The sequence below is a fragment of the Streptomyces sp. NPDC048057 genome, from assembly GCF_040653095.1.
Lineage (GTDB): Bacteria > Actinomycetota > Actinomycetes > Streptomycetales > Streptomycetaceae > Streptomyces.
In genome coordinates this window covers 15,037-37,271 of the sequence record NZ_JBEZNF010000050.1, presented here as the reverse complement: position 1 = coordinate 37,271, position 22,235 = coordinate 15,037, and the positions used below count along the sequence as shown (strand labels likewise).

The following is a 22,235-nucleotide window of genomic DNA, read 5'->3' as shown; positions in this document are numbered from 1 at the left end:
TCGCCCTCGACCCCTACACCCACTCCCGCCGCACCGGCGCCTTCCTCCTCATCGACCCCAACAACGGCACCACCCTCACCGCCGCCATGACAGGCAACCCCCTCGGCGGTGCGGGGCACTGACGCACCGACACGGAACCTTCGAGCACGGACCTGCGGGCCCGAGGCAGACGCCCCGGGCCCGCAGCACGTACCGATCCGATGCCGCATCTGCACCCGAACCCGCGGTCGAGCCGGAGCCCGGTGCCGACCGCACGACCAGCGGGGCCGCGCTCACCCGGTGAGCGCGGCCCCGCTGGTCGCTTTCTGTCGGTCAGTCGGTGGTGGGTGACGACGGTCAGGTGACGGACGGCGCCTTCTGCTCCTCGACGGCCTTGTGGCCCGCGGACGGCGGGACGGCACCCGGCTCGCCCTCCGGCGGCATGCCCTCTCCCTCGAACCCCGACGGCGCCTTGGCGGGCAGCGCGAAGATCAGCAGGAAGATGACGAACAGCACTCCGGCCACCCAGAAGAGGGCGTTCTCGAAGGCGTCGGCGAACTCGACGCCGATGAGGGCCGGCCCCGCCTCCTCGTTCATCACGCCGAAGAAGACGACGGAGGTCAGGCCCAGCCCGAGGGCATTACCCATCTGCAACGTGGTGTTGATCAGGCCGGACGCCGAACCGGCGTGCTCACGCGGCACGTCGGAGAGGATGGCGTTGGTCAGCGGCGCCGTGATCAGGCCCATGCCGGCGCCGATGACGAAGAGCGGCGCCAACATCTGCCAGGTCTCGATGTCCGTGCCGTACCGGTCGGCGAGCCAGGCGTACAGCAGCATCCCGGCGCCCATCACGAGCGCACCCGCCTGCAGCACCTTGCGGCCGTACTTCGGCACCAGCTGCTGCACGGAGATGCCGGCGAAGATCGAGGTCGCCACGGAGAACGGCAGCCCCGTCAGACCGGCGCGCATCACGCTCCAGCCCAGCCCCACCTGCATGTACAGCGTCCAGATGAAGAAGAAGATGCCGCAGACCATGCCGAAGCCGATCTGCACCGCGATGCCCGCGCTGAAGCTCTTGACCTTGAAGAGGGAGAGCTCGATGAGCGGCGAGCCGTCCTTGCGGGCCTTGTACCGCTCGTACGCCACCAGGGCGCCGAGGACCAGCGGGGAGCACGCCATCGAGACGAAGCCCCACGCCGGCCAGTCCTCCTCGTGCCCGCGGGTCAGCGGGTACACGAGCATCAGCAGCCCCAGGGTGACCAGGGCGACGCCGACCAGGTCGAGCCGGAGCGCCTTGGGAGCCTTGGACTCGCTGATGAAGACCCGGCCGAGGAACAGCCCCGCGATGCCGACGGGCAGGTTGATCAGGAAGATCAGCCGCCAGTCGAGACCGAAGAGGTCCCACTCCGTCAACAGCGCGCCGAGCAGGGGGCCGGAGACCCCGCCGAGCCCGACGATGGCGCCGAAGAGGCCGAAGACCTTGCCGCGCTCGTGAGCCGGGAACGTGGCGTGGACGATGGAGAGCACCTGCGGGACCATCAGCGCGGCGGCTGCGCCCTGCAGAATGCGGGCGCCCACGAGCATCTCCGCACTGCCGGCAATGCCGCAGAGCAGGGACGCCACGGTGAAGGCCCCGATTCCCAGGAGGAACAGCCGTTTCCGACCGAAGATGTCACCGAGCCTGCCGCCGGTGATCAGACCGGCTGCGAAGGCGAGGGCATAACCCGCGGTGATCCACTGGATCTGACCGGTCGAAGCCTCGATGTCCCGCTGGATCGACGGGATCGCGATATTCACGATCGTGACGTCGACGAGGTCCATGAAAGCGGCGATCAAGACGATGGCCAGCGCGATCCAGCGACGGTTGTCTGGTTCAACCGCCGTAGCTGGGTGAGGGGTTGGAGAAGTCATGGTTAAAGGCTAGGGAAAGCCGCGCGCCCGCGGGGGCCTGCGACTTCAGGGATTCCGTTCACACCGATCAGAACCTTTTATTGGGCCCTCGATGGCTTGCTAACTGCATTTTCGTGCTGTTGTTTACTCGAATATCTGAACTAGCTCGGCGCCGCCCGGCGGCAGCGTCACAACACTCGACGAAAGAAGTGGAAAATGACCAAGGTCTGGTTCGTGACCGGCTCGTCCCGAGGCTTCGGCCGACGCTTCGTCGAGGCGGCCCTCGGCCGAGGAGACAGCGTCGCGGCCACCGCACGCGACGTCGACTCCCTCACCGACCTCACCCGCACCTACGGCGGGGCGGTCCTCCCGCTGGCCCTGGACGTCACCGACCGCTCCGCGGTATTCGCCGCCGTCCAGCGGGCCCACGACCACTTCGGACGCCTCGACGTCGTCGTCAACAACGCCGGGTATGGACTGTTCGGCACCGTCGAGGAGATCACCGAGGAGCAGGTCCGCGCCCAGCTGGAGACCAACCTCTTCGGCGCCCTCTCGGTCACCCAGGCCGCCCTGCCGCTCCTGCGCGAGCAGGGCAGCGGACACATCGTGCAGATCTCCAGCGTCAGCGGCGTCGTCGCCTTCCCGATGCTCGGCGGCTACCACGCGTCGAAGTGGGCCCTGGAAGGGCTGAGCGACGCCCTGGCCCAGGAGGTCGCCGCCTTCGGCGTCAAGATCACCCTCGTCGAGCCCGGCGGGTACGCCACCGACTGGGCCGGCTCCTCCGCCGTCTTCGCCGCGCCGCTGCCCGCCTACGACGGGCTGCGCGCCGGGATGTTCAGCGGCGGTGCGCCCGAGGTCGCCGACCCCGCCGCGGCCGGCGCCGCCCTGTTGAAGATCGTGGACGCCGACCAGCCGCCGCTGCGGGTCGTCTTCGGCAGCCAGCCCGGCGGCCTCGTCGCCCATGTGTACGGGGAGCGGTTGAAGACCTGGTCCGACTGGGCGGAGCTGTCCGCCGAGGCCGAGCAGCCGCCCGCCGCCCTCGCCGACGCCGAGACCTCGGAGGACGTCGTACGCGAAGCCGTCGCCACCGCCCGCTGACGGCGGGCCCGACGACCGCACCACCACCCTGCGGCGCACCCGCGCCACCACGCCCGTACCACCCCAGACCTCCCGAATGGAGGAACCACCATGAGCACCCTGACCGCCACCGCCACCGCCGCCACCACGCCCGTCACCGCCGACGACGCCACCGCCCTCTGGCGCGACCTGGTCATCGAGGACCTGGCGCCGCTGTCCGCCGGGCAGTTCCAGGCGGGCACCTGCATCTGCTGGGTGGACGAGCCGCAGGACGCCCGCGGCACCCGCAACGACGCCGCCGTCACCGTACGCCTGAACTGACTCCGCACCACCCACGCCACCCGGGTCCGCCGACGGCCATGCGGGAGAGGGTCGTCGGCGCACCCCCGGCCCACCAGCCGTGTCGATCACAGCCGCTCATGATCCCAGGGGGAAGCATGAACAGCTCAGAGCGCAGTCTGCCCGGCCTCGCCTTCAAGCCGCACTTGAGGGCCGAAGTCGTCCCGGGCGAAGGGGTCTTCCTGGTCTCCGAGCGTGGCGTCACCGCGCTGCGCGGCGCGGGCGTCTCCGCCCTCGCGCCCCTGCTGGACGGGACCCGGGACCTGAACCGGCTGATCAACGACGCGGCCCGGAGCATCCCCGCGGCGCGCACCGAGCACGTCGTCTCCGGACTGCTCGCCGCGGGCCTGCTCACCGAAAGCGGCCCGGACGACGTGACGGCCGCCGCCGACATGGCCTTCTGGGAGCTGGCCGGCCTCGACGGCACCGCCGCGGCCCGCCGGCTGCGGCACACCCGGGTCTCCACCGTCTCCACCGGCGCCTCCGCCACCGCGAGCACCGCACGACAGCTCACCGACGCCCTCCTCGCCGCCGGTCTGGACGTCCTGGCCCCGGACGGCCACCTCTTCGGCGCCACCGCGCCGACCCCGCTGCGGTCCGCGGACTTCACCGTCGTCCTGTGCGACGACTACCTCGCCCCCGACCTCGGCGCCGTCGACGCCGCCCTGCGCCGCACCGGCACCCCGTGGCTGCTGGTGCGCCTCGGCGGCGACCGCCCCTGGATCGGCCCGGTGTTCCGCCCCGGCGACGGACCGTGCTGGCACTGCCTCGCCGACCTGCTGCGCCGCAACCGCCCCGCGGAGAGCTACCTCGACCGTGCGCTGGGCCGCCGGGTCTCCCCACCGCTGTCCTCGCTCGCCGCGGTCCGCTCCGCCGGGCTGCACCTCGCGGCCCTGGAGACCGCGAAGTGGGTCGCCGGCCACCGCCACCCCGGCCAGTGCGCCATCTGGACCGTGGACCCCCTCTCGCTCAGCGGCCAGCACTGCCCGGTGCGCCGCCGCCCCCAGTGCAGCGCCTGCGGCGACCCCGACCTGATGCGACGCCAGGTGAATGCCCCCGTCGTCCTGCACACCCGCCCCAAGTCCGCCGTGGAACAGGCCGACCGCTGGCTGTCCGCCGACGAGATGCTGCACCGCTACGCCCATCTGATCGACCCCCTCACCGGAGTGGTCAGGGAGATCAGCCGGGACCCGCGCGGGCCCGAGTTCCTCAACTGCTTCCACGCCGGACACAACCCGGCGACCTCCCCGGACGACCTCGCCTCGGTCCGGTTCGGACTGCGCAGCCACAGCTCCGGCAAGGGCACCACCGAACTCCACGCCCGGGTCAGCGCCCTGTGCGAGGCCGTCGAGCGGCACAGCGGCTACTTCCAGGGCGACGAGCCGACGGTCCGCGCCGCCTACCGCGACGTCGCCGACACCGCCGTCCACCCCGACGACGTGCAACTCTTCCACCCCCGGCAGTTCGACGAGCGGGGCGAGTGGAACGAGCGCAACGCCGCCGCCCACCGGGTGCCCGACCCCTTCGACGAGGACGTCCGACTCGACTGGACCCCGGTGTGGTCGCTGACCTCGAAACGGCAGCGGCTGCTCCCCACCTCGCTGCTCTACTACAACGCGCCCTGCCCCCGCGGCGCCCGCACCTGCTTCGCCAACTCCAACGGCTCGGCCGCCGGCAGCTGCCTGGAGGACGCCGTCGTCCAGGGCACGATGGAGCTGATCGAACGCGACGCGGTCGCCCTGTGGTGGTACAACCGCACCCGCCAACCCGGCGTCGACCTCGACGCCCTGGACGACCCGTGGACCCAGCGGGTACGGGCCGGGCACGCCGCCCTCCAGCGGGAGGTCTGGGCCCTCGACCTCACCACCGACCTCGGCGTCCCGGCGTTCGCCGCCCTGTCCCGACGGATCGACAAGGACGCCGAGGACATCACTCTCGGCTTCGGCGCCCACTTCGACCCCCGACTCGCCCTGCGCCGGGCCCTGACCGAGCTCAACCAGATGCTGCCGCCCGTTGCCGAAGTCAGCGCAGACGGACGTACGGGCTACGCCTGCGACGACGCGGACGCCCTGCGGTGGTGGCGTACGGCCACCCTGGCGAACGCACCCCACCTGGCGCCCGACCCCACCACCGCGTCCCGGTGGCCCGGCGGCCCCGATGCCGTACAGCGTCGGCGCGACCTGCGTGAGGACGTGACCGTACTGGAGGAACTGCTGGCGGCCCGGGGGCTTGAGCTGCTGGTGCTCGACCAGACCCGCCCCGACATCGGACTGCCGGTGGTCAAGGTGCTCGTCCCGGGCCTGCGGCCCTTCTGGGCCCGCTTCGCCCCCGGCCGGCTGTACGACGTACCCGTACGACTCGGCAGGCTGGCTGCGCCCCACCGGTTCGAGGACCTCAACCCCGTACCCCTGTTCATGTGACGGAAACACGGGATCTCCGTACCCGGCTTTCACCCCCTCGGATTTTGACATAACCTCACATTGCCCCACACAGAGGGGAGTTCAGCCCCGCGGACCGACGTACGGTGAGGAGTCCCCATTGCGCCGGCCAGCGCTGACCGAGGCGGCTCCCCCTGAATCCGGGGCCGGCCCGCAGGATCAACTGCACGGCGACTTGGCGCCACGGGTGGCGGTCTGCATCACGGCCGTGGTGATCGGCGGGTTCTTCTTCATCGGACTGACGTATCTGCTGCGGGCCCGACCCTCCGGGGTGGGGCTCGCGGTCTGCGCGGTCCTGATGCTGGCCCTGCTGGGGCTCCAGATGTTCCACTCGTTCCCCTTCGCGGCCGCCCGCGCCGTACCGCACCGGCGCAAGACCCTGGCCGCCCAGGCCCTGATCACCTACGTACCGTTCCCGATCTTCGAGGAAGCCTGGCTGGGAGTGCCGGGCTTCCTCGCCGGATCGACCCTGCTGGTGCTGCGGTCGGCCGCCGGCTGGGCCGGCTTCGCGGCCGTCATCGGCACCGTGGGCCTGCTCAACTTCACCGTGGGATACGACACCACCGAGTTGGCGTACAACATGGTGGCCACCGCCCTGACCGGCCTCGTCGTCTACGGGCTGAGCCGACTGACGGGCCTGGTGCGCGAGGTGCAGGCCGCCCGCGCCGAACTGGCCCGGCTCGCGATCGTGCAGGAACGGCTGCGGTTCGCCCGCGACCTGCACGACCTCCTCGGCTACAGCCTCTCCACCATCACGCTCAAGTGCGAACTCACCCACCGGCTGGTGCGCATCCACCCCGAACGGGCCGAGACCGAGATCACCGAGATCCTGCGCACCGCCCGCCAGGCGCTCGCCGACGTCCGCTCCGTGGCCAGCAGCTACCTCAACATGAGCCTGAGCCGGGAGGTCTCCGCCGCCGAGTCGCTGCTGAGCGCCGTCGGCATCCAGACCGAGGTGAGGATGGAGGTGGACCTCCCGGCCGGGGCCGTCGACACGGTCCTCGCCACCGTGCTGCGGGAGGGCATCACCAACATGCTCCGGCACAGCAAGGCCCAACACTGCATGATCGCGGCGGCGAAGGAGAAGGGCCGGGTGCGGGTGGCGGTGGCCAACGACGGGGTGGGCGCCGAGACCGCGACCCTGTCCACCGGCGGCGTCGGCACCGGCGGCAGCGGGCTGCACAACCTCACGGCACGGGTCGCCGCCCTCGGCGGCGCGCTGACCGCCGGGAGCCGGGACGACGGCTGGTTCGAACTGACGGCGGACGTACCTGTCTGAGCGTCACAACCAGCCGGAAGCACGGGCGATCCGCACCGCGTCCATCCGGTTGCGCGCACTGAGCTTGGTGACGCTGGTCGTCAGGTAGTTGCGGACCGTGCCGGGGGACAGTGACAGCCGGCGGGCGATCTCCGGGATGTCCTCGCCCTCCGAGACCAGCCGCAGCACCTCCGTCTCCCGGGCCGTCAGCGGATTCTCGGCCGCCTGGATGGTGGCGACCGCCAACTGCGGGTCGATGACCTGCTCGCCCGCGGCCACCGCCCTGATGGCGGCGGCCAGTTCGTCGGGATCCGCGTCCTTCAGCAGGAAACCGGAGACGTGGGCCCGGATCGCCCGGCGCAGATTGCCCGGCCGGCCCAGGCTCGTGAGGATCATCGTGCGGCACTGCGGCAACTGCTCGTGCAGTTGGGCCGCCGCCTGGATGCCGTCGATCCCCGGGAGGTCGATGTCCAGGACGGCGACGTCCGGCCGCACCGCCAACGCGGCCGGCAGGATCTGGTCTCCCGCCCCCACCTCGGCCACGACCTCGATGTCGGGCTGCAACTCCAAGAGCGACACGAGCGCTCTTCGGAGCATCAACATGTCTTCCGCGAGCAGGATCCGGACCACCGTTCCCCCCAGACACGCCCCACGGGATGGCCACTTCGGGGTGTGATCATACATTCGAGGGGGCCCGCGTGGGGTGCGTGCACAGCGGCCCACCGCACCCGCACCCCGGGCCTCCGGTCCCGGGCCGGTCGACCCCGGCGTCAGCCCCGACGCAGCAGGTACGTGTCCATGATCCAGCCCTTGCGCTCCCGCGCCGCCGCCCGCAGCTCCTCGATCCGCTCCGACACCTCCGAGAGCCGACCCGACACCAGGATCTCGTCCTCCGTGCCGACGTACGCGCCCCAGTAGATGTACAGGTCCTGGTCGAGGTGGCGGGTGAACGCCTGCCGGGCGTCCAACATGACCACCACGTCGTCCACGTCCTCGGGCCAGCCCTCCGCCAGCCGCCGACCCGTGGTGATCTGCACCGGGCGCCCCACCCGGTTCAGCCCGGTGCGGTGGCGGGCCAACAGGGCCGAGACGGAGCTGACGCCCGGCACCACCACGTGGTCGAAGTCGACCGCACCGCGCCCCAGCACCTCCTCCAGGACCGCGAGCGTCGAGTCGTACAGGGAGGGGTCGCCCCACACCAGGAACGCCCCGCACTCGTCCTCGCCCAGGTCGTCCGCGATGAAGCGCTCGAACAGATCGGCCCGGCGCGACCGCCAGTCGTCGACGGCGGGGGAGTAGTCCGATGTTTCCCGGTCCCGCTCCGGGTCGCGTGCCTCCACCAGCCGATAGGAGCCCTCCGCCACATGGGCGTCGAGGATGTCCCTGCGCAGCCGGATCAGATCCGCCTTCGCCTCGCCCTTGTCGAGGATGAAGAAGGCGTCAGCCTCGTTCAGCGCCTTGATCGCCTGCAATGTCAGATGGTCGGGATCGCCCGCCCCGATGCCGATCACATAGATCTTCCTCACCCCGTGAGTCTGCCGCACCGCCTCGCGGCGTCACCTACCGGGGGCCCCGCCGGCGCCCTATCCTCCGACCATGCGTGTCGCGCTCTTCGTCACCTGCGTCAACGACGCACTCTTCCCCGCCACCGGCATCGCCACCGTGCGGCTGCTGGAACGGCTCGGCGTCGAGGTCGACTTCCCCGCCGCGCAGACCTGCTGCGGCCAGCCCCAGTTCAACACCGGCTACCCCCGCGAGACGGAGCCGCTGGTGCGCCGCACCGCCCGCGCCTTCGCCCCGTACGCCCACGTCGTCACCCCCTCCGGATCGTGCGCCGCGATGGTGCGCGAGCACTACCCCCGCTTCGGCGAGGAGGACCTGCCGCGCCGTACGTACGAACTCTCCGAGTTCCTCGTCGACGTCCTCGGGGTCGTCGACGTCGGCGCGTACTTCCCCCACACCGTCACCTACCACCCCTCCTGCCACGGGCTGCGGCTGCTCCGCCTCGGCGACCGACCGCGCCGCCTCCTGGAGGCCGTCAAGGGGCTACGGCTGCGGGAGCTGCCCGGCGCCGAGGAGTGCTGCGGCTTCGGCGGCACCTTCGCGGTGAAGAACCCCGACGTCTCCGCCGCCATGGGCCGCGACAAGGTGGCCAGCGCCGCCGCCACCGGCGCCAGCGTGCTCTGCGGCGCCGACAACTCCTGTCTGATGCACCTCGACGGCATCGTCCGCCGAGAGGACCGGTCGCCCCGGCTGCGCACCGTGCACCTCGCGGAGATCCTCAGTGCGACCGAAGACACCCCCTACAACAGGGAGGCGCTGCGATGAACGGACGCAGCATCGACCTGGGCATGCCGTCCTTCCCCACCACGGCCCGGGAAGCGGTCCACGACGAGACCCTGCGAGCCAACCTCCGCCACGCCACCCACACCATCCGCGACAAACGCGCCCGCGCCGTCGCGGAACTCGACGACTGGGCACAGCTGCGGGAAGCCGGACGGCAGATCAAAGACCGGGCGCTGCGCCACCTCGACCGCCACCTGGAACAACTGGAGCGCGCCGTCACCGCCGCCGGCGGCACCGTCCACTGGGCCGAGGACGCCGACGACGCAGGCCGCATCGTCACCGAACTGGTCCGGGCCACCGGAGAGACCGAAGTCGTCAAGGTCAAGTCGATGGCCACCCAGGAGATCGGCCTCAACGAAGCGCTGGCCGCCGAGGGCATCACCGCGTACGAGACCGACCTCGCCGAGCTGATCGTCCAACTCGGCCACGACCGGCCCTCCCACATCCTCGTCCCCGCCATCCACCGCAACCGCGCCGAGATCCGACAGATCTTCGCCGACGAGATGGCGCACTGGGGCCGCCCGGCCCCCGACGGCCTCACCGACGCCCCCGCCGACCTCGCCGAAGCCGCCCGGCTCCACCTGCGGGAGAAGTTCCTCCGCGCCAGGGTGGGGATCTCCGGCGCCAACTTCATGGTCGCCGAGACCGGCACCCTCGTCGTCGTCGAGTCCGAGGGGAACGGCCGGATGTGCCTGACCCTCCCCGAGACCCTGATCTCCGTGGTCGGCGTTGAGAAGGTCGTACCGACCTGGCGCGACCTGGAGGTCTTCCTCCAGACCCTGCCCCGCTCGTCCACCGCCGAGCGGATGAACCCGTACACCTCGATGTGGACCGGGACCAGCGACGCCGACGGCCCCCGCGCCTTCCACCTCGTCCTCCTCGACAACGGGCGCACCGCCACCCTCGCCGACGACACCGGCCGGCAGGCCCTGCGGTGCATCCGCTGCTCCGCCTGCCTGAACGTGTGCCCGGTGTACGAACGCGCCGGCGGCCATGCGTACGGCTCGGTCTACCCGGGCCCCATCGGCGCCATCCTCAGCCCCCAGCTGCGCGGCACCGGCAGCGCCGTCGACGCGTCCCTGCCGTACGCCTCCTCCCTGTGCGGCGCCTGCTACGAGGTGTGCCCGGTCGCCATCGACATCCCGGAGGTCCTGGTCCACCTGCGGACCCGGGTGGCGGGACGCGGGGGAGCGGGCCACCGGATCGAGAAGGCCGCGATCAAGACGGCGGGCTGGGTGCTCGACCACCCCGGGGTCCTCGCCGCGGCCGAACGGGCCGCCGCGCGCACCCGCCGGCTCCACCCGCGCCGGCTCCCCGGCGCGGGGGCGTGGACCCGCAGCAGGGAGCTGCCCGAGGCGCCGCAGGAGTCCTTCCGCGACTGGTGGCGCAAGAACCGCGGCACAGAAGAGGGACGCGCATGACGTACGAAGCGACCACCGGCGACACCGGCGCGCGGGAGCGGATCCTGGCCCGGATCCGCGCGGCCGTCGCCCACGCCCCCGAGGCGCCGGCCGTCCACCGCGACTACCGCACCAGCCACGCCCCCGACGACCCGAGCACCCTCACTGACCTGCTGGAACACAACCTCACCGACTACCGGGCCACCGTCCACCGCACCACCGCCGCCGCACTGCCGGACCTGGTGGCCACCCTCCTCCACGAGCACGGGGCCCACAGCGTCGTCGTCCCCGACGGCGTCCCCGCTGCCTGGCTCACGGCCACCGAAGCCACCGCGGTCCGCGACACGGGCCCGCTCACCGCGGCCGAGCTGGACGCCTGCTCCGCCGTGCTCAGCGGCTGCGCCCTGGCGATCGCGGAAACCGGCACCGTCGTCCTCGACGGCGGCCCGGACCAGGGCCGCCGCGCCCTCACCCTCGTGCCCGACCTGCACCTGTGCGTGGTCCGGGTGCCACAGCAACTGGTGGCGTCCGTGCCGCAAGCCCTCGCCCGACTGACCCCGACCGCCCCGCTGACCTGGATCTCCGGCCCTTCGGCAACCAGCGACATCGAACTGAACCGGGTCGAGGGCGTCCACGGCCCCCGCACCCTGGAGGTCCTGCTGCTGGAAGGCTAGCTACCGCAAGGTGAGCCGCGGCGCCTCGGCCCGCGGGTCCACCGGCCCGGCGCCCGCCTCCAGCCGCTCCGAGAGGTCCCGCGCCCAGGCGCCGAGCCCCTGCACGTCGACGTCGTACGGATCCCCGTACCCCGCGATCCGCTGCGCCCCCCGCTCCAGCAGCCGCGCCCCGCCCGCGGTGTTCCCCCGCGCTGCATGGGTCAGCCCCACCGCCAGCTGCGCGAGCCCCTGCCACAGGTCCCGCTCCGGCTCGGGCCGGGACTTCCACGCGTCCTCGAACACCTCGTGCGCATGGAACGGCTTCCCCGCGTCCAGCAGCCGCTGCGCCTCGGCGAGCGTCTCCTCCGGCCCCCGCACCACCCCCTCGGGCTGCCGCTCCACCCCGGCCCGCCCGTAAGGCAACGGCCGCCCCAGCCCGTCCCGCGGACGCGCATTGCGCGCCCGCCCCTCGCCGTCCCGGTCCCTCGCTGCCCTCTCCACACCCCGATTCTCCCCGAAACCCCTCCACGCCCGCAGGCCACCGGCGAGAAGCCGCCGCGGAGTGGGGTAAAGTCTTCCCTGCACGCCGCACCCGGCACTCCGGGCGGGGCGGGCAACGGGACGTGGCGCAGCTTGGTAGCGCACTTGACTGGGGGTCAAGGGGTCGCAGGTTCAAATCCTGTCGTCCCGACTTGTGTTTTCGCAGGTCGCAGGCGGTATCGGAGTAATCCGGTGCCGCCTTTCTGGTGTTCTTGGGGACCCTTTGGGGACCAGCGGGTCTAGCGGCGCCGTCCGGTCGCTGGCTGGACGGTGAGGGCTGTTCCAGCACTGGTGATCTGGGACATGTCGGGGTGGAGGTAGCGCTGGGTGGTGAGGAGGGAGCCGTGTCCGGCGATCTTGCGGAGGACGTGGGCGGGGGCGCCGGCGTCGGCGAACCAGGTGAGTCCGGTGTGGCGGAGGTCGTGTCGCCGCAGATGTTCGGGACAGGGTGAGGTGACGACCTCGTCCCAGTGGGTGGCGAGCGGTCCACAAGCGCCCCCGCGAGGTGGAACAGGTTGGCCAGTCGCGCAGGGCGAGTGCGCGGGGGTTGTCGAGCCCGCGTAGACGTCGCGGTAGAACTCCCTGATCACCGCGAGGTGGGCGGCGTCCTGCGCGGGTTCGGTCCAGCCGCTCAGATAGCGGAGTTTGAGGACGGAGTCCCGCTGGGCGGTGGGGGTGCCGGGCGCGGAGTCGCGTTCGGCCACCGCCCGTGGTTGTCGACGAGTCGGGTGAAGGCCGCCTCGTCCAACTGCCGCCAGTCCCACTCCACGCGGAAGGTGGTGGCGGTGGCGGGCGGTACGGGCAGCAGGCGTTCGGGCGGGGTCGCGGCGGTGGTCCCCGGCGAGCGGAACCAGTAGCGGGTGGCGATGCCGAAGGTGCCACAGCCCCCGTCTGTGTGGGCCCACCACAGATCGCGGTGGGGGTCGTCGGGCTCGCGGGTGGCGATGACCGCGCGGGCGCGTCCCGAGCGGTCCACGACGACGGTTTCGACGGCGTACAGATGGTCGGAGAGCAGCCGGTACAGCGGTCCGTACGCGCCGCCGGGTACGTGGCCGCCGCTGCGGACGGCGATGCGTCGGCCCTCGCGCACCGCCTCGTTCACACAGCGCACGGCCTGAGCGGTGGTCTCCACGGGGCGTACCTCGTCGGGGGTGCCGCGGAAGCGGTTCGCGCCGCGGCTGACCAGATGTCGTAGCGCGGGTCGACGGGCCCGATGCGGGGGGCGTCGGAGGGCCTGTTCGGGTCCGCAGGGGATACGTCGTGAACGGCACCTTCATCACCCCGCGACCATGAGGAGCCGCGCCCCGGCGGCGAAGCGGTGGTGCCGGCCCGGCGCGCCGTCCGAACGACGCCGAGGGGTGGGCCGGATCGGCCCTGACCGGGTCGGGGGTATGCGTACGCAAGACGACGGTCATGTGGCCCCGTGTAACGCCGAGTTTGCACCCGGCCCCGTTTTATGTCGCGGCCATGACAGTCTTGTGGGGCGGGTTGTTCCCCCTCACGGCTCGGCGCCATCGTCGGAGCGCGCCGGATCACCGGCGCACCACCGTTCGAGGAGGAGCTCCCGATGGCAGCAGTTCGCACCACGAAGCGGAGGATCGTCGCCGCGATCGCTACCCTGGCGACAGTGGCACTGGCAGCCGGAGTCGGCACGGCCTTACCCGCCCAGGCGGCCCAGCCCGAGGGCCGGATCCTGCATGCGGGGGCGGCCGAGCCGGTGGCCGGCAGCTACATCGTCACCCTCAAGTCGACGGCCGGATTCAAGGCGTCCACCACCCGGGGCAAGCAGTTGATATCCGGCTACGGCGGTCAGATCACCCGCACCTACTCGTCCGCCCTGAACGGCTACGCGGCCGAACTCAGCAGGTCGGAGGCGAAGCGGCTCGCCGCGGACCCCGCGGTCGCCGCGGTCGAGCAGGACCAGAAGGTCCACGCGAGCGCCACCCAGACCAATCCGCCCTGGGGCCTGGACCGGATCGACCAGCCGTACCTCCCGCTGAGCGGGACGTACACCTACCCCGACTCGGCGGGCGGCGCCGCCACCGTCTACGTCCTCGACACCGGGGTCCGCATCACCCACCAGGACATCAGCGGCCGGGCCTTCAACGGGTACGACTTCGTCGACAACGACGCCGTCGCCCAGGACGGCCACGGACACGGCACCCACGTCGCCACGACGGCCGCCGGGACCGTCTACGGAGTGGCCAAGAAGGCCAGGGTCGTCGCGGTGCGCGTGCTCGGGAACAACGGCTCGGGCACCACGGCCGGAGTCATCGCGGGCGTCGACTGGATCACCGCCAACCACGGCCCCCAGTCGGTCGCGAACGTCTCGCTCGGCGGCGGCCCCAGCACGGCTCTGGACAACGCCGTGCGCAGCTCGATCCGCTCGGGCGTCACCTACTCGATCGCAGCCGGGAACTCCTCCGCGCCCGCCTCCGGCTACTCACCCGCCCGGGTCGGCGAAGCGATCACCGTCGGCGCGACGACCAGGACCGACGCCAGGGCCACCTACTCGAACTACGGCCCCGTCGTCGACATCTTCGCCCCGGGCTCCGACATCACGGCCGGCTGGAACACCTCGGACACCGCCACTCTCACCGGCAGCGGTACGTCCTTCGCCGCGCCCCACGTCTCGGGCGCCGCCGCGATCTATCTGACCAACCACCCCGGCTCCTCCCCGGCGGCCGTCGCCACCGCCCTGGTGAACGGCGCGACGCCCAACGTGCTGACCGGCATCGGGGCGGGCTCCCCGAACAAGCTCCTGAGGCTCGTGCCGTAGCGACACGGCCACCGAACGACGGGGTCCTTGCGGGCGATGCGTCCGCAAGGACCCCTCGGGCGGTCGGGGGGATCACCGACCGGTGATGAGCACCATCAGGAAGCAGGCGCGTCACCGCGCAGCATCCAATTGACATGCGGCACCGGCCTCCTCCAACGGAGCGGTCTCCACCATCGGACGCATGCTCCTGCTCCCCGTGACCGGCCCAGCCCGTGATCGTCCGGCTCGGCCGTGAGACCACCAGACTCGACCTGAAACACGGCCTAGCGGCGCCGTCCGGTGGCTGGCTGGACGACGCCGCTGAGGGGTGCGCGGAGGGGGCTCCCCGGAGCCTTCGCGCGTACGGGGCCCGGCCGGGAACGTGGTGGTTCCGGGCCGGGCGCCGTTGGTGTCGCCGTGAGGTTGTCTCGCTCCTTCCTTCCTGTGGGGTCAGATCTGCGGGGCCGGGTGCGGCGGGGAGACGTCGAAGGACGAGTGGGCGCCGCCCAGGGCCCGGGACTCGGGAAGCCAGGAGGAGATGATGAGGCTGGTGCGGTCCATCAGCTCCGTGGTGTCCAGTTCCTTCGGGAGGAAGCGGCCGAAGGCGTTCAGACGCTCCAGGTACTCCAGGCCCTTGGAGACGGCGACGGCCGGGTCGGCGTCGCCGGACTTCTCGGTGACGGTGAGGATGCCGATCTGCTTCTCGTCGGGCTGGTGCATCAGCCAGATGCTGGACAGGCCCTTGGCCTCGGCGTCGTCGCGCATGGTCTCCCAGACCGACGCCAGCAGCTCCGCCACGTTCTCGTTGGTGTAGGAGTAGCGCTCGAAGCGGTTGACGTGGTGGGCGGTGGCCATCGGCTTGAAGTCGTGGGCGCCGGTGACCCGCCAGTAGTGCTTGTCCACGCCCGGGAAGCGGGACCAGAACTTCACGCCCGGCTCGGGGTACAGCTCCTCGTTGGTGAAGTGGTCGTAGTCGAGGACGTTCTCCCAGGTGTCGAAGAGGTAGCGCCCGCCGATGTACTTGACGCCGGTGGCCGGGTCGAAGCGGAGCGGCGTGTACTTGTGGCGCATGCCGGGGCGGATGTCCATGTTGGGGCGCTCGCGCTCCAGCATGTCGGCGATGTCCTGGGTGGAGTAGCGGTCGTCGAGGGGGAAGTCGGAGGTGAACGCCGCTTCGGCCTTGATCGGGCCGGTCTCGTAGCCGCGGACGTCGGTCATGACGGATGTCCCTTCAGGAGATGGCACGCAGTGCGTGATCGGAGGGGTGCGGAACACCACTCCCGTAACCGGACCACCCGGTCACGTTGTGAACCGTACCAGAGAAGGTGACCGCACGGTCCGCTTCGTGGGGGGAATGTGACCGCGTGGTCCGGTTAGGTATGATGAGGACATGAAGAGAGCCGACGCCGTCCGCAACAGGAGCCTGCTGATCGACGCCGCCACCGCCGAGTTCGCCGAGCACGGCATGGACGTGTCCATCACGCGGATCGCCCAGCGCGCCGGAATCGGCAAGGGCACCGTCTTCCGCCACTTCGACACCAAGGAACAACTTCTCGCCGAGATCTTCAGCGATCGGCTGGAGGAGCTGGTGATGACCGGCCTCACGCTCTCCCTCTCCGCGGACCCGGAAGCGGCACTGGCCGAGTTCATGCGCGCCGGCGTGGAGCTCCAGGCCCGCGACCGCTCGTTCTGCCAGGCCGCCACCGCTCTCTCGCCGAGCGAGGCCAGCGTCCGCGCCTCCCGTGAACGCCTCGCCGAGGTCGCCGACGTCCTCGTCACCCGCGCCCAGCGCGTCGGCGCCGTCCGTGACGACGTCACCGGCGTCGACATCGTGCTGCTCCAGACCGCCGCCTCCCAGGCCGTCCTCAGCATCGCCGACGGGTCTCCCGGGCTGTGGCAGCGCTACCTGGGCGTGATCCTCGACGGGCTGCGCCCCGCAGCCGCCCGTGCCCTGCCGGTCGACGCTCCCGCCCTGTCCCGGTTCACCGGGGCGCAGGGGTGACCGCCGGGGGTTCTTCGCTCGGGTGAGCCCCGGTGGTCAGATCGCGTTCCGGTCGCGGTCGCGGTCGCGCCAGGCGTACCGGCCGTCCGGTCCGGATCCGACCCCGTCGGTCCCTTCGAATGGTCGCTTCCCCATGGCGGCGTTCCCGGCGGGCGCAGCACCGCAGACCCCGTCGACGTCTGTCGCCCGTGCGGTTCAGGCCCGGCCCGGCACGGTGTAGCCGACGGCCTCGGGCACGGCGGCGAACGCCCGGTCCGTGAGCGCGACGAGGTGGGGGCGGTCCGCGGTCGCGGCGGGGGCCGCGGCCCAGTCGTGCAGGGCACACCGCCAGGCCGCGACGGTGATCTCCAGGGCGATCCGGAGTCGTACGTCGTCCGCGTCACCTGGTGGCAGTCGCCGGGAGAGCAGGCCGAGGATGTCGCCGGATGCCTCGGCGCAGTGCTGGAGGCTCGCGGCGGTCAGCGCCGGAACGCTCTCGACGAGGCGCCGGCTCTCCGCGAACTGGTGTTCCCAACTCTCGTCCATCCGCTCCAGCGTGCCGGTCAGCGCCCGGTGGAACACGCCGAGCACAGGCCCCGACAGGTCGCAGGCGCCCAGGATGTCGAGGAAGGCGGCCCAGAACTCCTTCTCCGGTGCGAGTGCCACGTCCTCCTTGGAGGCGAAGTAGCGGAAGAAGGTCCGCTTGGAGACCTCCACCTCGTCGGTGAGGTCGTCCAGGGTGGTGCGCTCGAAGCCGTCGCGGGCGTAGCGGGCCAGGGCCGTCTCGATCAGCGCTCGCCGGGTGCGCAGGCGCTTGCGCTCCCGCAGGGGCAGCTCCCGGAGTCGGTCCGCTCCGGTGGAGCCCGGCTCCCCGGCGGGGCGATGGTCCTCGGCGGTGGTGGTCATGCCTCCGAGTCTAGGCAAACCGCCCCCGGAATACAGAAGCCTCTCCGTGTCGTTTGGCGATAATGAGCATGTGCCACTGAGTGGCATCATTTTCTGTGTAGCCCGTTTCCGAGGAGGACCCACCATGCGTGCTCTGACTGTCGACCGTTCCGCCCCCGGTGGGCTCCGGCTCGCCGAGACGGCCGATCCGATTCCCGCCGCCCATCAGGCGCTGGTGCGGGTGCGGGCGGTCTCGCTCAATCCGGCCGAGTTCCGGTACGTCCTGCCGCAGGCGCCGGACGGCGCGGTGATCGGCTGGGACGCCGCCGGGGTCGTGGAGCGCGCGGCGGCCGACGGCTCGGGGCCGGCCGTGGGCACTGCGGTGATCACCCTCGGGCTGTCCGGTGCCTGGGCGGAGCTCCAGGCGGTGGACACCGCGCTGATCGGTGCCCTTCCCGAGGGCGCCGACCCGGGTGTGATGAGCACGTTGCCCGTCGCGGCCGGGACCGCGCTGCGCGGTCTGCGTCGCCTGGGGCCCGTCCTGGGTCGGCGGGTGATGATCACGGGAGCGACGGGCGGGGTGGGACGCTTCGCGATCCAGCTCGCCGTGCGCGGCGGGGCCCACGTCGTGGCCGTCTCCCGCGACGCCTCCCGTACGGAGGAACTGCTCGCGCTGGGTGCGCACGACGTCGTCGACGATCCGGCCGCGGTGCCGGAACCCGTGCACGGGGTCCTCGACACCGTCGGCGGACCCGTGCTCCCGGCTGCCTACCAGGCCCTCGGCGAGGGCGGAGTCCTCGTCATGGCGGGCGCCGCCGCCGGCACGGACACGGTCTTCGGCCCGGGCGCCCTGCTCGCGGACCCGGCCCGCCACCACCGGAGCATCGCCACCTTCTTCCTGATGGCAGAGGGCGACATCGACCGGGATCTGACCTGGCTCGCCGCGGAGACGGCCGCCGGCCGGCTGCGTCCGCACATCGCGTGGCGCGGCGACTGGGCCGACGCGGCCGACACCATCGCCGCCGTGGCCGACAGCAGGCTGCCCGGCAAGGCCGTCCTCACCCTCTCCTGACCCCGTCGGCGGGCCGCCGTGCGCGGCGGCCCGCCCCTCCCGAACGACAACCCCGAGAGAAAGTCCCATGAACCGCCGTACCGCGAACATCCCGCTGTCCGTACTCGACCTCTCACCGATCCGCCACGGCCACGGCCCCGCCGAAGCCCTGGGCAACACCGTCGAACTGGCCCGCGCCGCCGAGGCGTACGGCTACCGTCGCTTCTGGATCTCCGAACACCACAACACCACCGCCATGGCCAGCTCCGCGACCGCCATCATGATCGGCCAGGTCGCCGCCGCCACCGAGCGGATCAACGTCGGCGCGGGCGGCATCATGCTGCCCAACCACGCCCCGTACGTCGTCGCCGAACAGTTCGGCACCCTCGCCACCTATCACCCCGGCCGGATCGACCTCGGCCTCGGCCGCGCCCCCGGCACCGACCCGTGGACCACCCGCGCCCTGCGGCGCCGCCACGAGAGCGGCGCCGACTTCCCCGAGCAGGTCGCCGAACTCCGCGGCTACCTCGCTCCGGGGCCCGGGGACCGCAAGGTCCGGGCCGTCCCCGGAGAGGGCGTCGACGTGCCGGTGTACGTGCTGGGCTCCAGCACCTTCGGCGCCGCCCTCGCCGCCCGCGAGGGGCTGCCGTTCGTCCACGCCGCGCACTTCTCGCCCGACCAGCTCCTCGAAGCGCTGGAGCGGTACCGGACCGAGTACCGGCCCTCGGCCGCGCACCCGCAGCCGTACGCGATCGTCGCGGCCAACGCCGTCGTCGCCGACACCGAACAGGACGCCGTCCGCACCTTCTCGACCATGCAGCAGAAGTTCCTCACCCACTTCCGGGGTGAGATGAGGATCCTGCCGCCGGTCGACGACATCGACCGCGTCTGGGCGCCGCAGGAGGCCCAGATGGTGAACGCCATGCTCCGCGAGTCCTTCGTCGGCACCCCCGACACCGTCCGCGCGGGCCTGACGGACCTCGCCCGCCGCACGGGCGCCGACGAGCTCATGATCGTCTCCGAGGCGTGGGACTTCGAGGCGCGCGAGCGCTCGTACGAACTCCTCGCCAAGAGCTGGAACCTCTGACCCGCATCCACGGAGAAAGGCACACCCACCATGTCCGCCCCCGCCGCCCTCTTCCGACCCGTCCGCCTCGGCGCCCTCACGCTCGCCAACCGCATGGTGATGGCGCCCATGACCCGTGCCCGGGCCCACGAGGACGGCACTCCGAGCGCGCTGATGGCCGAGTACTACGGCCAGCGCGCCACGGCCGGTCTGATCGTCGCCGAGGGGACCCACTCCACCCCCCTCGGCCCGATCGGCCCGAACGCGCCGGGACTGTTCACCGCCGCCCACCAGGACGGCTGGGCGGCTGTCGCCGATGCCGTCCACGCCGTGGGCGGACGCGTCTTCCTCCAGCTCATGCACGCCGGACGCCTCGCCCACCCGGACTTCCTCCCCGACGGCACCCACCCCGTCGCCCCCTCCGCCGTCGCGGCCCGCACCGAGATCTTCACCCCCTCGGGCCGGGTCCCGGCGGTGGTCCCCCGCGCCCTCACCGAAGCCGAGATCACCGCCCTGGTCTTCGACTTCGTGAACGCGGCCTGCCGCGCGGTCGCCGCCGGACTCGACGGCGTCGAGATCCACGCCGCCAACGGCTACCTCCTCCACCAGTTCCTCGCCGACAACGCCAACACCCGCACCGACCGCTGGGGCGGCGACACCGCTGGACGCACCCGTCTCACCACCGAGATCGCCCGCGCCGTCGCCACCACCATCGGCCCCCACCGCACCGCCCTGCGCATCTCGCCCTCGAACCCCTACGGAGACCTCACCGAAACCGACCCCCACACCACCTACACCGCCCTCGTCCGCGACCTCGCACGGCTCGACCTCGCCTACCTCCACCACAGCGAGACCGGCACCGACCTCGACGCCGAGATTCGCGAACTGTGGCCGACGGCCCTGGTCGTCACCCCCGTGCCCCTGGAGACGGGCAAGGAGGACGCCGCCACCGGAGCACTCGCCCGCGGCGCGGACCTGGTCTCCTTCGGACGCGACTACCTCGCCAACCCGGACCTGGTCCACCGCTGCCGGATCGGCGCCACACTCAACGAAGCCCGCCCCGACGGCTTCTACGGTGGCGGAGCGGATGGGTACACCGACTATCCGGCCCTGGGCGGAGAGTTGAAGCCGGGCGGGCGCGGCGCGCGGTGACCAGGCCCCGCCGGACGGGCACGGATCAGCGCTTCCCGCCGTCGACGTCCAGTGTGATGCCGGTGGGTGAAGGTGCTGTCCATGAGGAACAGCGCGGCGTGGGCGGTCTCCTCCGCCTCACCCGGGCGGCCGATGGGGTCGGTGCTCACAACGCGGGCTCCCCGGTCTCCGCGGGCCCGGACCGCCGGGCCGCGTTGGCGTAGATGCTCTGGGAGATGTAGCTGGTGGTCTGCTCGGCGAGGGCGGCGCAGAGGTGGCGTTTGAGGGTGCGGGCGGCGGTGTGGTGGGGGTGGTCGTCCGGGGTGAGGGCGAGGAGGTCGATGACGTGGAGGGCTTCTTGGGTGTGGCCTTGGTGGTGGAGTCGGGTGGCGTGGTCGAGGACGGCTTGTTTGTCGGTGATGGCGTCGGCGATCGCGGTTGCTGCCGCGTCGGGGTGGGCGGGGTGGAGGGCGGTCGGGTTGCGCTCCTCCCACCAGCCGTTCTCCGAGCGGTAGATGTCGCGGACCAGGTAGTCCCGGTGGCCGTACGTCTCCCGCATCCACCAGGGCGAGAACATGTCCTCGGGGTAGTCGATGTCGTGGAGGATCGCGCCCACCGTCATTCCGCGGTTCATCCGCTCCACGACCTCCCGGCGCAGCCACCGCAGGGCCTCCGCCGCGCCGCCCAGCCAGCGGCGGATCAGCTCCGGGTCGCGGGTGGTGCGGCCGAACTCCGGGACGACGACCTCGGGCCCGAGGGCCAGCAGCCGGTCGAGGGTGTCGGCCCAGCGGACCGGGTCGCGCAGGGTCCGCAGCGGGGTGCCCACGTTCGGCAGGGCGGCGATCAGGGCGGCGCTGCCGTACAGCACCTTCTCCTCCGGGAGCCAGACGGCTGTCGTGTCGTCGGTCTCCGAGGGCGCCCAGACGAGCTGCACCGCGCGCCCGGAGCCGGCGTGCACCGTGTACGAGTCGGAGTAGGTGAGGTCGGGGAACGTCAGCGGGGGCAGGTCGTCGAACGTCATGTCCGCGCCGCCGCGGAACTGGAGGGTGTTGAAGTGGTTCTGGAGCCCGGCCGTCTCCTGGTAGCGGCGGTAGCGGCGGACCAGGTTCTCCTGGGCGACGATCACCGGGCGGGGTTCGCCGGCCTCCGCGGCGGCGTCCAGCCAGTGCCGGGCGCCGTAGTTGTAGCCGAGGTGGCCGTGGCTGTAGACGATCCACCGCACCGGCGCGTCCGTCACCTCCCGCAGCGCGGCCCGCATCCGGGCCGCCATCTCGGGGGTCGCGCCGGTGTCGACCAGCAGCACTCCGCCGTCGGTCTCCACGGCGAGGGACCGGCCCTGGCCGCCGATGACGTGGACTCCGGGCGCGACGGTCTCCAGCGTGGTTTCCAGATACAGGGGTGCGGTGGGCACGGGTGACTCCTCGGAGGGGGTGGGAGGGGCGG

The 22,235-nt window shown here is 72.0% G+C and carries 19 protein-coding genes, 1 tRNA gene and 2 pseudogenes; 13 read left to right on the top strand and 9 right to left on the bottom strand.

The window, feature by feature from the left end:
* Nucleotides 1-336 precede the first annotated feature (336 nt).
* Nucleotides 337-1,890 carry an MFS transporter gene (locus AB0E05_RS35105; RefSeq protein ID WP_361971393.1) on the bottom strand — a complete coding sequence of 518 codons (1,554 nt, stop codon included), beginning with the start codon at nucleotides 1,888-1,890 and terminating at the stop codon, nucleotides 337-339.
* Nucleotides 1,891-2,085: 195 nt separating this feature from the next.
* Here AB0E05_RS35105 and AB0E05_RS35100 point away from each other — a divergent pair, with 195 nt between their 5' ends.
* The 4 genes from AB0E05_RS35100 (at nucleotide 2,086) to AB0E05_RS35085 (ending at nucleotide 7,002) form a co-directional block, all read left to right on the top strand.
* Entirely contained in the window at nucleotides 2,086-2,967 is an 882-nt protein-coding gene (locus AB0E05_RS35100) for an SDR family NAD(P)-dependent oxidoreductase (protein WP_361971391.1), read from the top strand.
* A 90-nt stretch (nucleotides 2,968-3,057) separates the two neighbouring features.
* Nucleotides 3,058-3,267, top strand: a complete 210-nt coding sequence (locus AB0E05_RS35095; RefSeq protein ID WP_361971389.1) for a hypothetical protein — start codon at nucleotides 3,058-3,060, stop codon at nucleotides 3,265-3,267.
* A 116-nt stretch (nucleotides 3,268-3,383) separates the two neighbouring features.
* Complete coding sequence (locus AB0E05_RS35090) at nucleotides 3,384-5,705, top strand: TOMM precursor leader peptide-binding protein (RefSeq protein ID WP_361971387.1); 2,322 nt, start codon at nucleotides 3,384-3,386, stop codon at nucleotides 5,703-5,705.
* Nucleotides 5,706-5,823: 118 nt separating this feature from the next.
* On the top strand, nucleotides 5,824-7,002 hold the full coding sequence (locus AB0E05_RS35085; protein WP_361971385.1) for a histidine kinase: 1,179 nt from the start codon (nucleotides 5,824-5,826) through the stop codon (nucleotides 7,000-7,002).
* A 3-nt stretch (nucleotides 7,003-7,005) separates the two neighbouring features.
* Here AB0E05_RS35085 and AB0E05_RS35080 read toward each other — a convergent pair whose 3' ends face one another.
* Nucleotides 7,006-7,611, bottom strand: coding sequence for a response regulator transcription factor (locus tag AB0E05_RS35080; protein WP_361971383.1), 606 nt, complete (start codon nucleotides 7,609-7,611; stop codon nucleotides 7,006-7,008).
* A gap of 140 nt (nucleotides 7,612-7,751) precedes the next feature.
* Nucleotides 7,752-8,507, bottom strand: coding sequence for a precorrin-6A synthase (deacetylating) (gene cobF / locus AB0E05_RS35075; RefSeq protein ID WP_361971381.1), 756 nt, complete (start codon nucleotides 8,505-8,507; stop codon nucleotides 7,752-7,754).
* Between the two features lie 70 nt (nucleotides 8,508-8,577).
* On the opposite strand from cobF, the gene AB0E05_RS35070 reads away from it, so the two are divergent.
* From AB0E05_RS35070 to AB0E05_RS35060, 3 genes are read left to right on the top strand one after another with little or no spacing between them, the layout of a single operon-like run.
* Nucleotides 8,578-9,309: a (Fe-S)-binding protein gene (locus tag AB0E05_RS35070; protein ID WP_361971379.1), complete on the top strand. Its 732-nt coding sequence runs from the start codon at nucleotides 8,578-8,580 to the stop codon at nucleotides 9,307-9,309.
* On the top strand, nucleotides 9,306-10,748 hold the full coding sequence (locus AB0E05_RS35065; protein WP_361971377.1) for a lactate utilization protein B: 1,443 nt from the start codon (nucleotides 9,306-9,308) through the stop codon (nucleotides 10,746-10,748). Before AB0E05_RS35070 ends, AB0E05_RS35065 begins: the two co-directional genes overlap by 4 nt.
* Complete coding sequence (locus AB0E05_RS35060) at nucleotides 10,745-11,401, top strand: LUD domain-containing protein (RefSeq protein WP_361971375.1); 657 nt, start codon at nucleotides 10,745-10,747, stop codon at nucleotides 11,399-11,401. Before AB0E05_RS35065 ends, AB0E05_RS35060 begins: the two co-directional genes overlap by 4 nt.
* On the opposite strand, the gene AB0E05_RS35055 is transcribed toward AB0E05_RS35060, so the two are convergent.
* Nucleotides 11,402-11,881: a DUF309 domain-containing protein gene (locus AB0E05_RS35055; protein WP_361971373.1), complete on the bottom strand. Its 480-nt coding sequence runs from the start codon at nucleotides 11,879-11,881 to the stop codon at nucleotides 11,402-11,404.
* A 116-nt stretch (nucleotides 11,882-11,997) separates the two neighbouring features.
* Between AB0E05_RS35055 and AB0E05_RS35050 the strand changes: the two genes are divergently transcribed.
* A tRNA-Pro gene (locus tag AB0E05_RS35050) sits at nucleotides 11,998-12,071 on the top strand.
* An 88-nt stretch (nucleotides 12,072-12,159) separates the two neighbouring features.
* Here AB0E05_RS35050 and AB0E05_RS35045 read toward each other — a convergent pair.
* Together AB0E05_RS35045 and AB0E05_RS35040 are read right to left on the bottom strand one after the other, a co-directional pair.
* Nucleotides 12,160-12,399 (bottom strand): annotated as a pseudogene (locus AB0E05_RS35045) (tyrosine-type recombinase/integrase); the annotation flags it as partial.
* Between the two features lie 353 nt (nucleotides 12,400-12,752).
* Nucleotides 12,753-13,135 (bottom strand): annotated as a pseudogene (locus AB0E05_RS35040) (FAD-linked oxidase); the annotation flags it as partial.
* Nucleotides 13,136-13,487: 352 nt separating this feature from the next.
* Here AB0E05_RS35040 and AB0E05_RS35035 point away from each other — a divergent pair.
* A complete protein-coding gene (locus tag AB0E05_RS35035; RefSeq protein WP_361971371.1) occupies nucleotides 13,488-14,699 on the top strand; it encodes a S8 family peptidase in 1,212 nt (403 codons plus the stop codon).
* A 429-nt stretch (nucleotides 14,700-15,128) separates the two neighbouring features.
* Here AB0E05_RS35035 and AB0E05_RS35030 read toward each other — a convergent pair whose 3' ends face one another.
* Nucleotides 15,129-15,896, bottom strand: a complete 768-nt coding sequence (locus AB0E05_RS35030; protein WP_361971369.1) for a hypothetical protein — start codon at nucleotides 15,894-15,896, stop codon at nucleotides 15,129-15,131.
* Between the two features lie 172 nt (nucleotides 15,897-16,068).
* Here AB0E05_RS35030 and AB0E05_RS35025 point away from each other — a divergent pair, with 172 nt between their 5' ends.
* On the top strand, nucleotides 16,069-16,680 hold the full coding sequence (locus tag AB0E05_RS35025; protein ID WP_361971367.1) for a TetR family transcriptional regulator: 612 nt from the start codon (nucleotides 16,069-16,071) through the stop codon (nucleotides 16,678-16,680).
* Between the two features lie 195 nt (nucleotides 16,681-16,875).
* On the opposite strand, the gene AB0E05_RS35020 is transcribed toward AB0E05_RS35025, so the two are convergent.
* Nucleotides 16,876-17,565 carry a TetR family transcriptional regulator gene (locus AB0E05_RS35020; RefSeq protein ID WP_361971365.1) on the bottom strand — a complete coding sequence of 230 codons (690 nt, stop codon included), beginning with the start codon at nucleotides 17,563-17,565 and terminating at the stop codon, nucleotides 16,876-16,878.
* Between the two features lie 124 nt (nucleotides 17,566-17,689).
* On the opposite strand from AB0E05_RS35020, the gene AB0E05_RS35015 reads away from it, so the two are divergent.
* From AB0E05_RS35015 to AB0E05_RS35005, 3 genes are all read left to right on the top strand, one after another.
* The gene (locus tag AB0E05_RS35015; protein ID WP_361971363.1) at nucleotides 17,690-18,616 is read left to right on the top strand and encodes a zinc-binding dehydrogenase; all 927 of its coding nucleotides are present in this window, start codon (nucleotides 17,690-17,692) and stop codon (nucleotides 18,614-18,616) included.
* A 67-nt stretch (nucleotides 18,617-18,683) separates the two neighbouring features.
* Nucleotides 18,684-19,682: an LLM class flavin-dependent oxidoreductase gene (locus AB0E05_RS35010; protein ID WP_361971361.1), complete on the top strand. Its 999-nt coding sequence runs from the start codon at nucleotides 18,684-18,686 to the stop codon at nucleotides 19,680-19,682.
* Nucleotides 19,683-19,712: 30 nt separating this feature from the next.
* The gene (locus tag AB0E05_RS35005; protein ID WP_361971359.1) at nucleotides 19,713-20,813 is read left to right on the top strand and encodes an alkene reductase; all 1,101 of its coding nucleotides are present in this window, start codon (nucleotides 19,713-19,715) and stop codon (nucleotides 20,811-20,813) included.
* A 145-nt stretch (nucleotides 20,814-20,958) separates the two neighbouring features.
* Here AB0E05_RS35005 and AB0E05_RS35000 read toward each other — a convergent pair whose 3' ends face one another.
* Nucleotides 20,959-22,203, bottom strand: coding sequence for an alkyl sulfatase dimerization domain-containing protein (locus tag AB0E05_RS35000; RefSeq protein ID WP_361971357.1), 1,245 nt, complete (start codon nucleotides 22,201-22,203; stop codon nucleotides 20,959-20,961).
* Nucleotides 22,204-22,235: the final 32 nt, after the last annotated feature.

What these genes read in the sequence shown, in the direction of transcription:
- AB0E05_RS35060 (WP_361971375.1), top strand. Translation starts at nt 10,745, where the DNA reads ATGACGTACGAAGCGACCACCGGCGACACCGGCGCGCGGGAGCGGATC.
- AB0E05_RS35070 (WP_361971379.1), top strand. Translation starts at nt 8,578, where the DNA reads ATGCGTGTCGCGCTCTTCGTCACCTGCGTCAACGACGCACTCTTCCCC.
- AB0E05_RS35010 (WP_361971361.1), top strand. Translation starts at nt 18,684, where the DNA reads ATGAACCGCCGTACCGCGAACATCCCGCTGTCCGTACTCGACCTCTCA.
- AB0E05_RS35005 (WP_361971359.1), top strand. Translation starts at nt 19,713, where the DNA reads ATGTCCGCCCCCGCCGCCCTCTTCCGACCCGTCCGCCTCGGCGCCCTC.
- AB0E05_RS35095 (WP_361971389.1), top strand. Translation starts at nt 3,058, where the DNA reads ATGAGCACCCTGACCGCCACCGCCACCGCCGCCACCACGCCCGTCACC.
- AB0E05_RS35065 (WP_361971377.1), top strand. Translation starts at nt 9,306, where the DNA reads ATGAACGGACGCAGCATCGACCTGGGCATGCCGTCCTTCCCCACCACG.
- AB0E05_RS35100 (WP_361971391.1), top strand. Translation starts at nt 2,086, where the DNA reads ATGACCAAGGTCTGGTTCGTGACCGGCTCGTCCCGAGGCTTCGGCCGA.
- AB0E05_RS35105 (WP_361971393.1), bottom strand. Translation starts at nt 1,890, where the DNA reads ATGACTTCTCCAACCCCTCACCCAGCTACGGCGGTTGAACCAGACAAC.
- AB0E05_RS35030 (WP_361971369.1), bottom strand. Translation starts at nt 15,896, where the DNA reads ATGACCGACGTCCGCGGCTACGAGACCGGCCCGATCAAGGCCGAAGCG.
- AB0E05_RS35090 (WP_361971387.1), top strand. Translation starts at nt 3,384, where the DNA reads ATGAACAGCTCAGAGCGCAGTCTGCCCGGCCTCGCCTTCAAGCCGCAC.
- AB0E05_RS35025 (WP_361971367.1), top strand. Translation starts at nt 16,069, where the DNA reads ATGAAGAGAGCCGACGCCGTCCGCAACAGGAGCCTGCTGATCGACGCC.
- AB0E05_RS35035 (WP_361971371.1), top strand. Translation starts at nt 13,488, where the DNA reads ATGGCAGCAGTTCGCACCACGAAGCGGAGGATCGTCGCCGCGATCGCT.
- AB0E05_RS35015 (WP_361971363.1), top strand. Translation starts at nt 17,690, where the DNA reads ATGCGTGCTCTGACTGTCGACCGTTCCGCCCCCGGTGGGCTCCGGCTC.
- AB0E05_RS35020 (WP_361971365.1), bottom strand. Translation starts at nt 17,565, where the DNA reads ATGACCACCACCGCCGAGGACCATCGCCCCGCCGGGGAGCCGGGCTCC.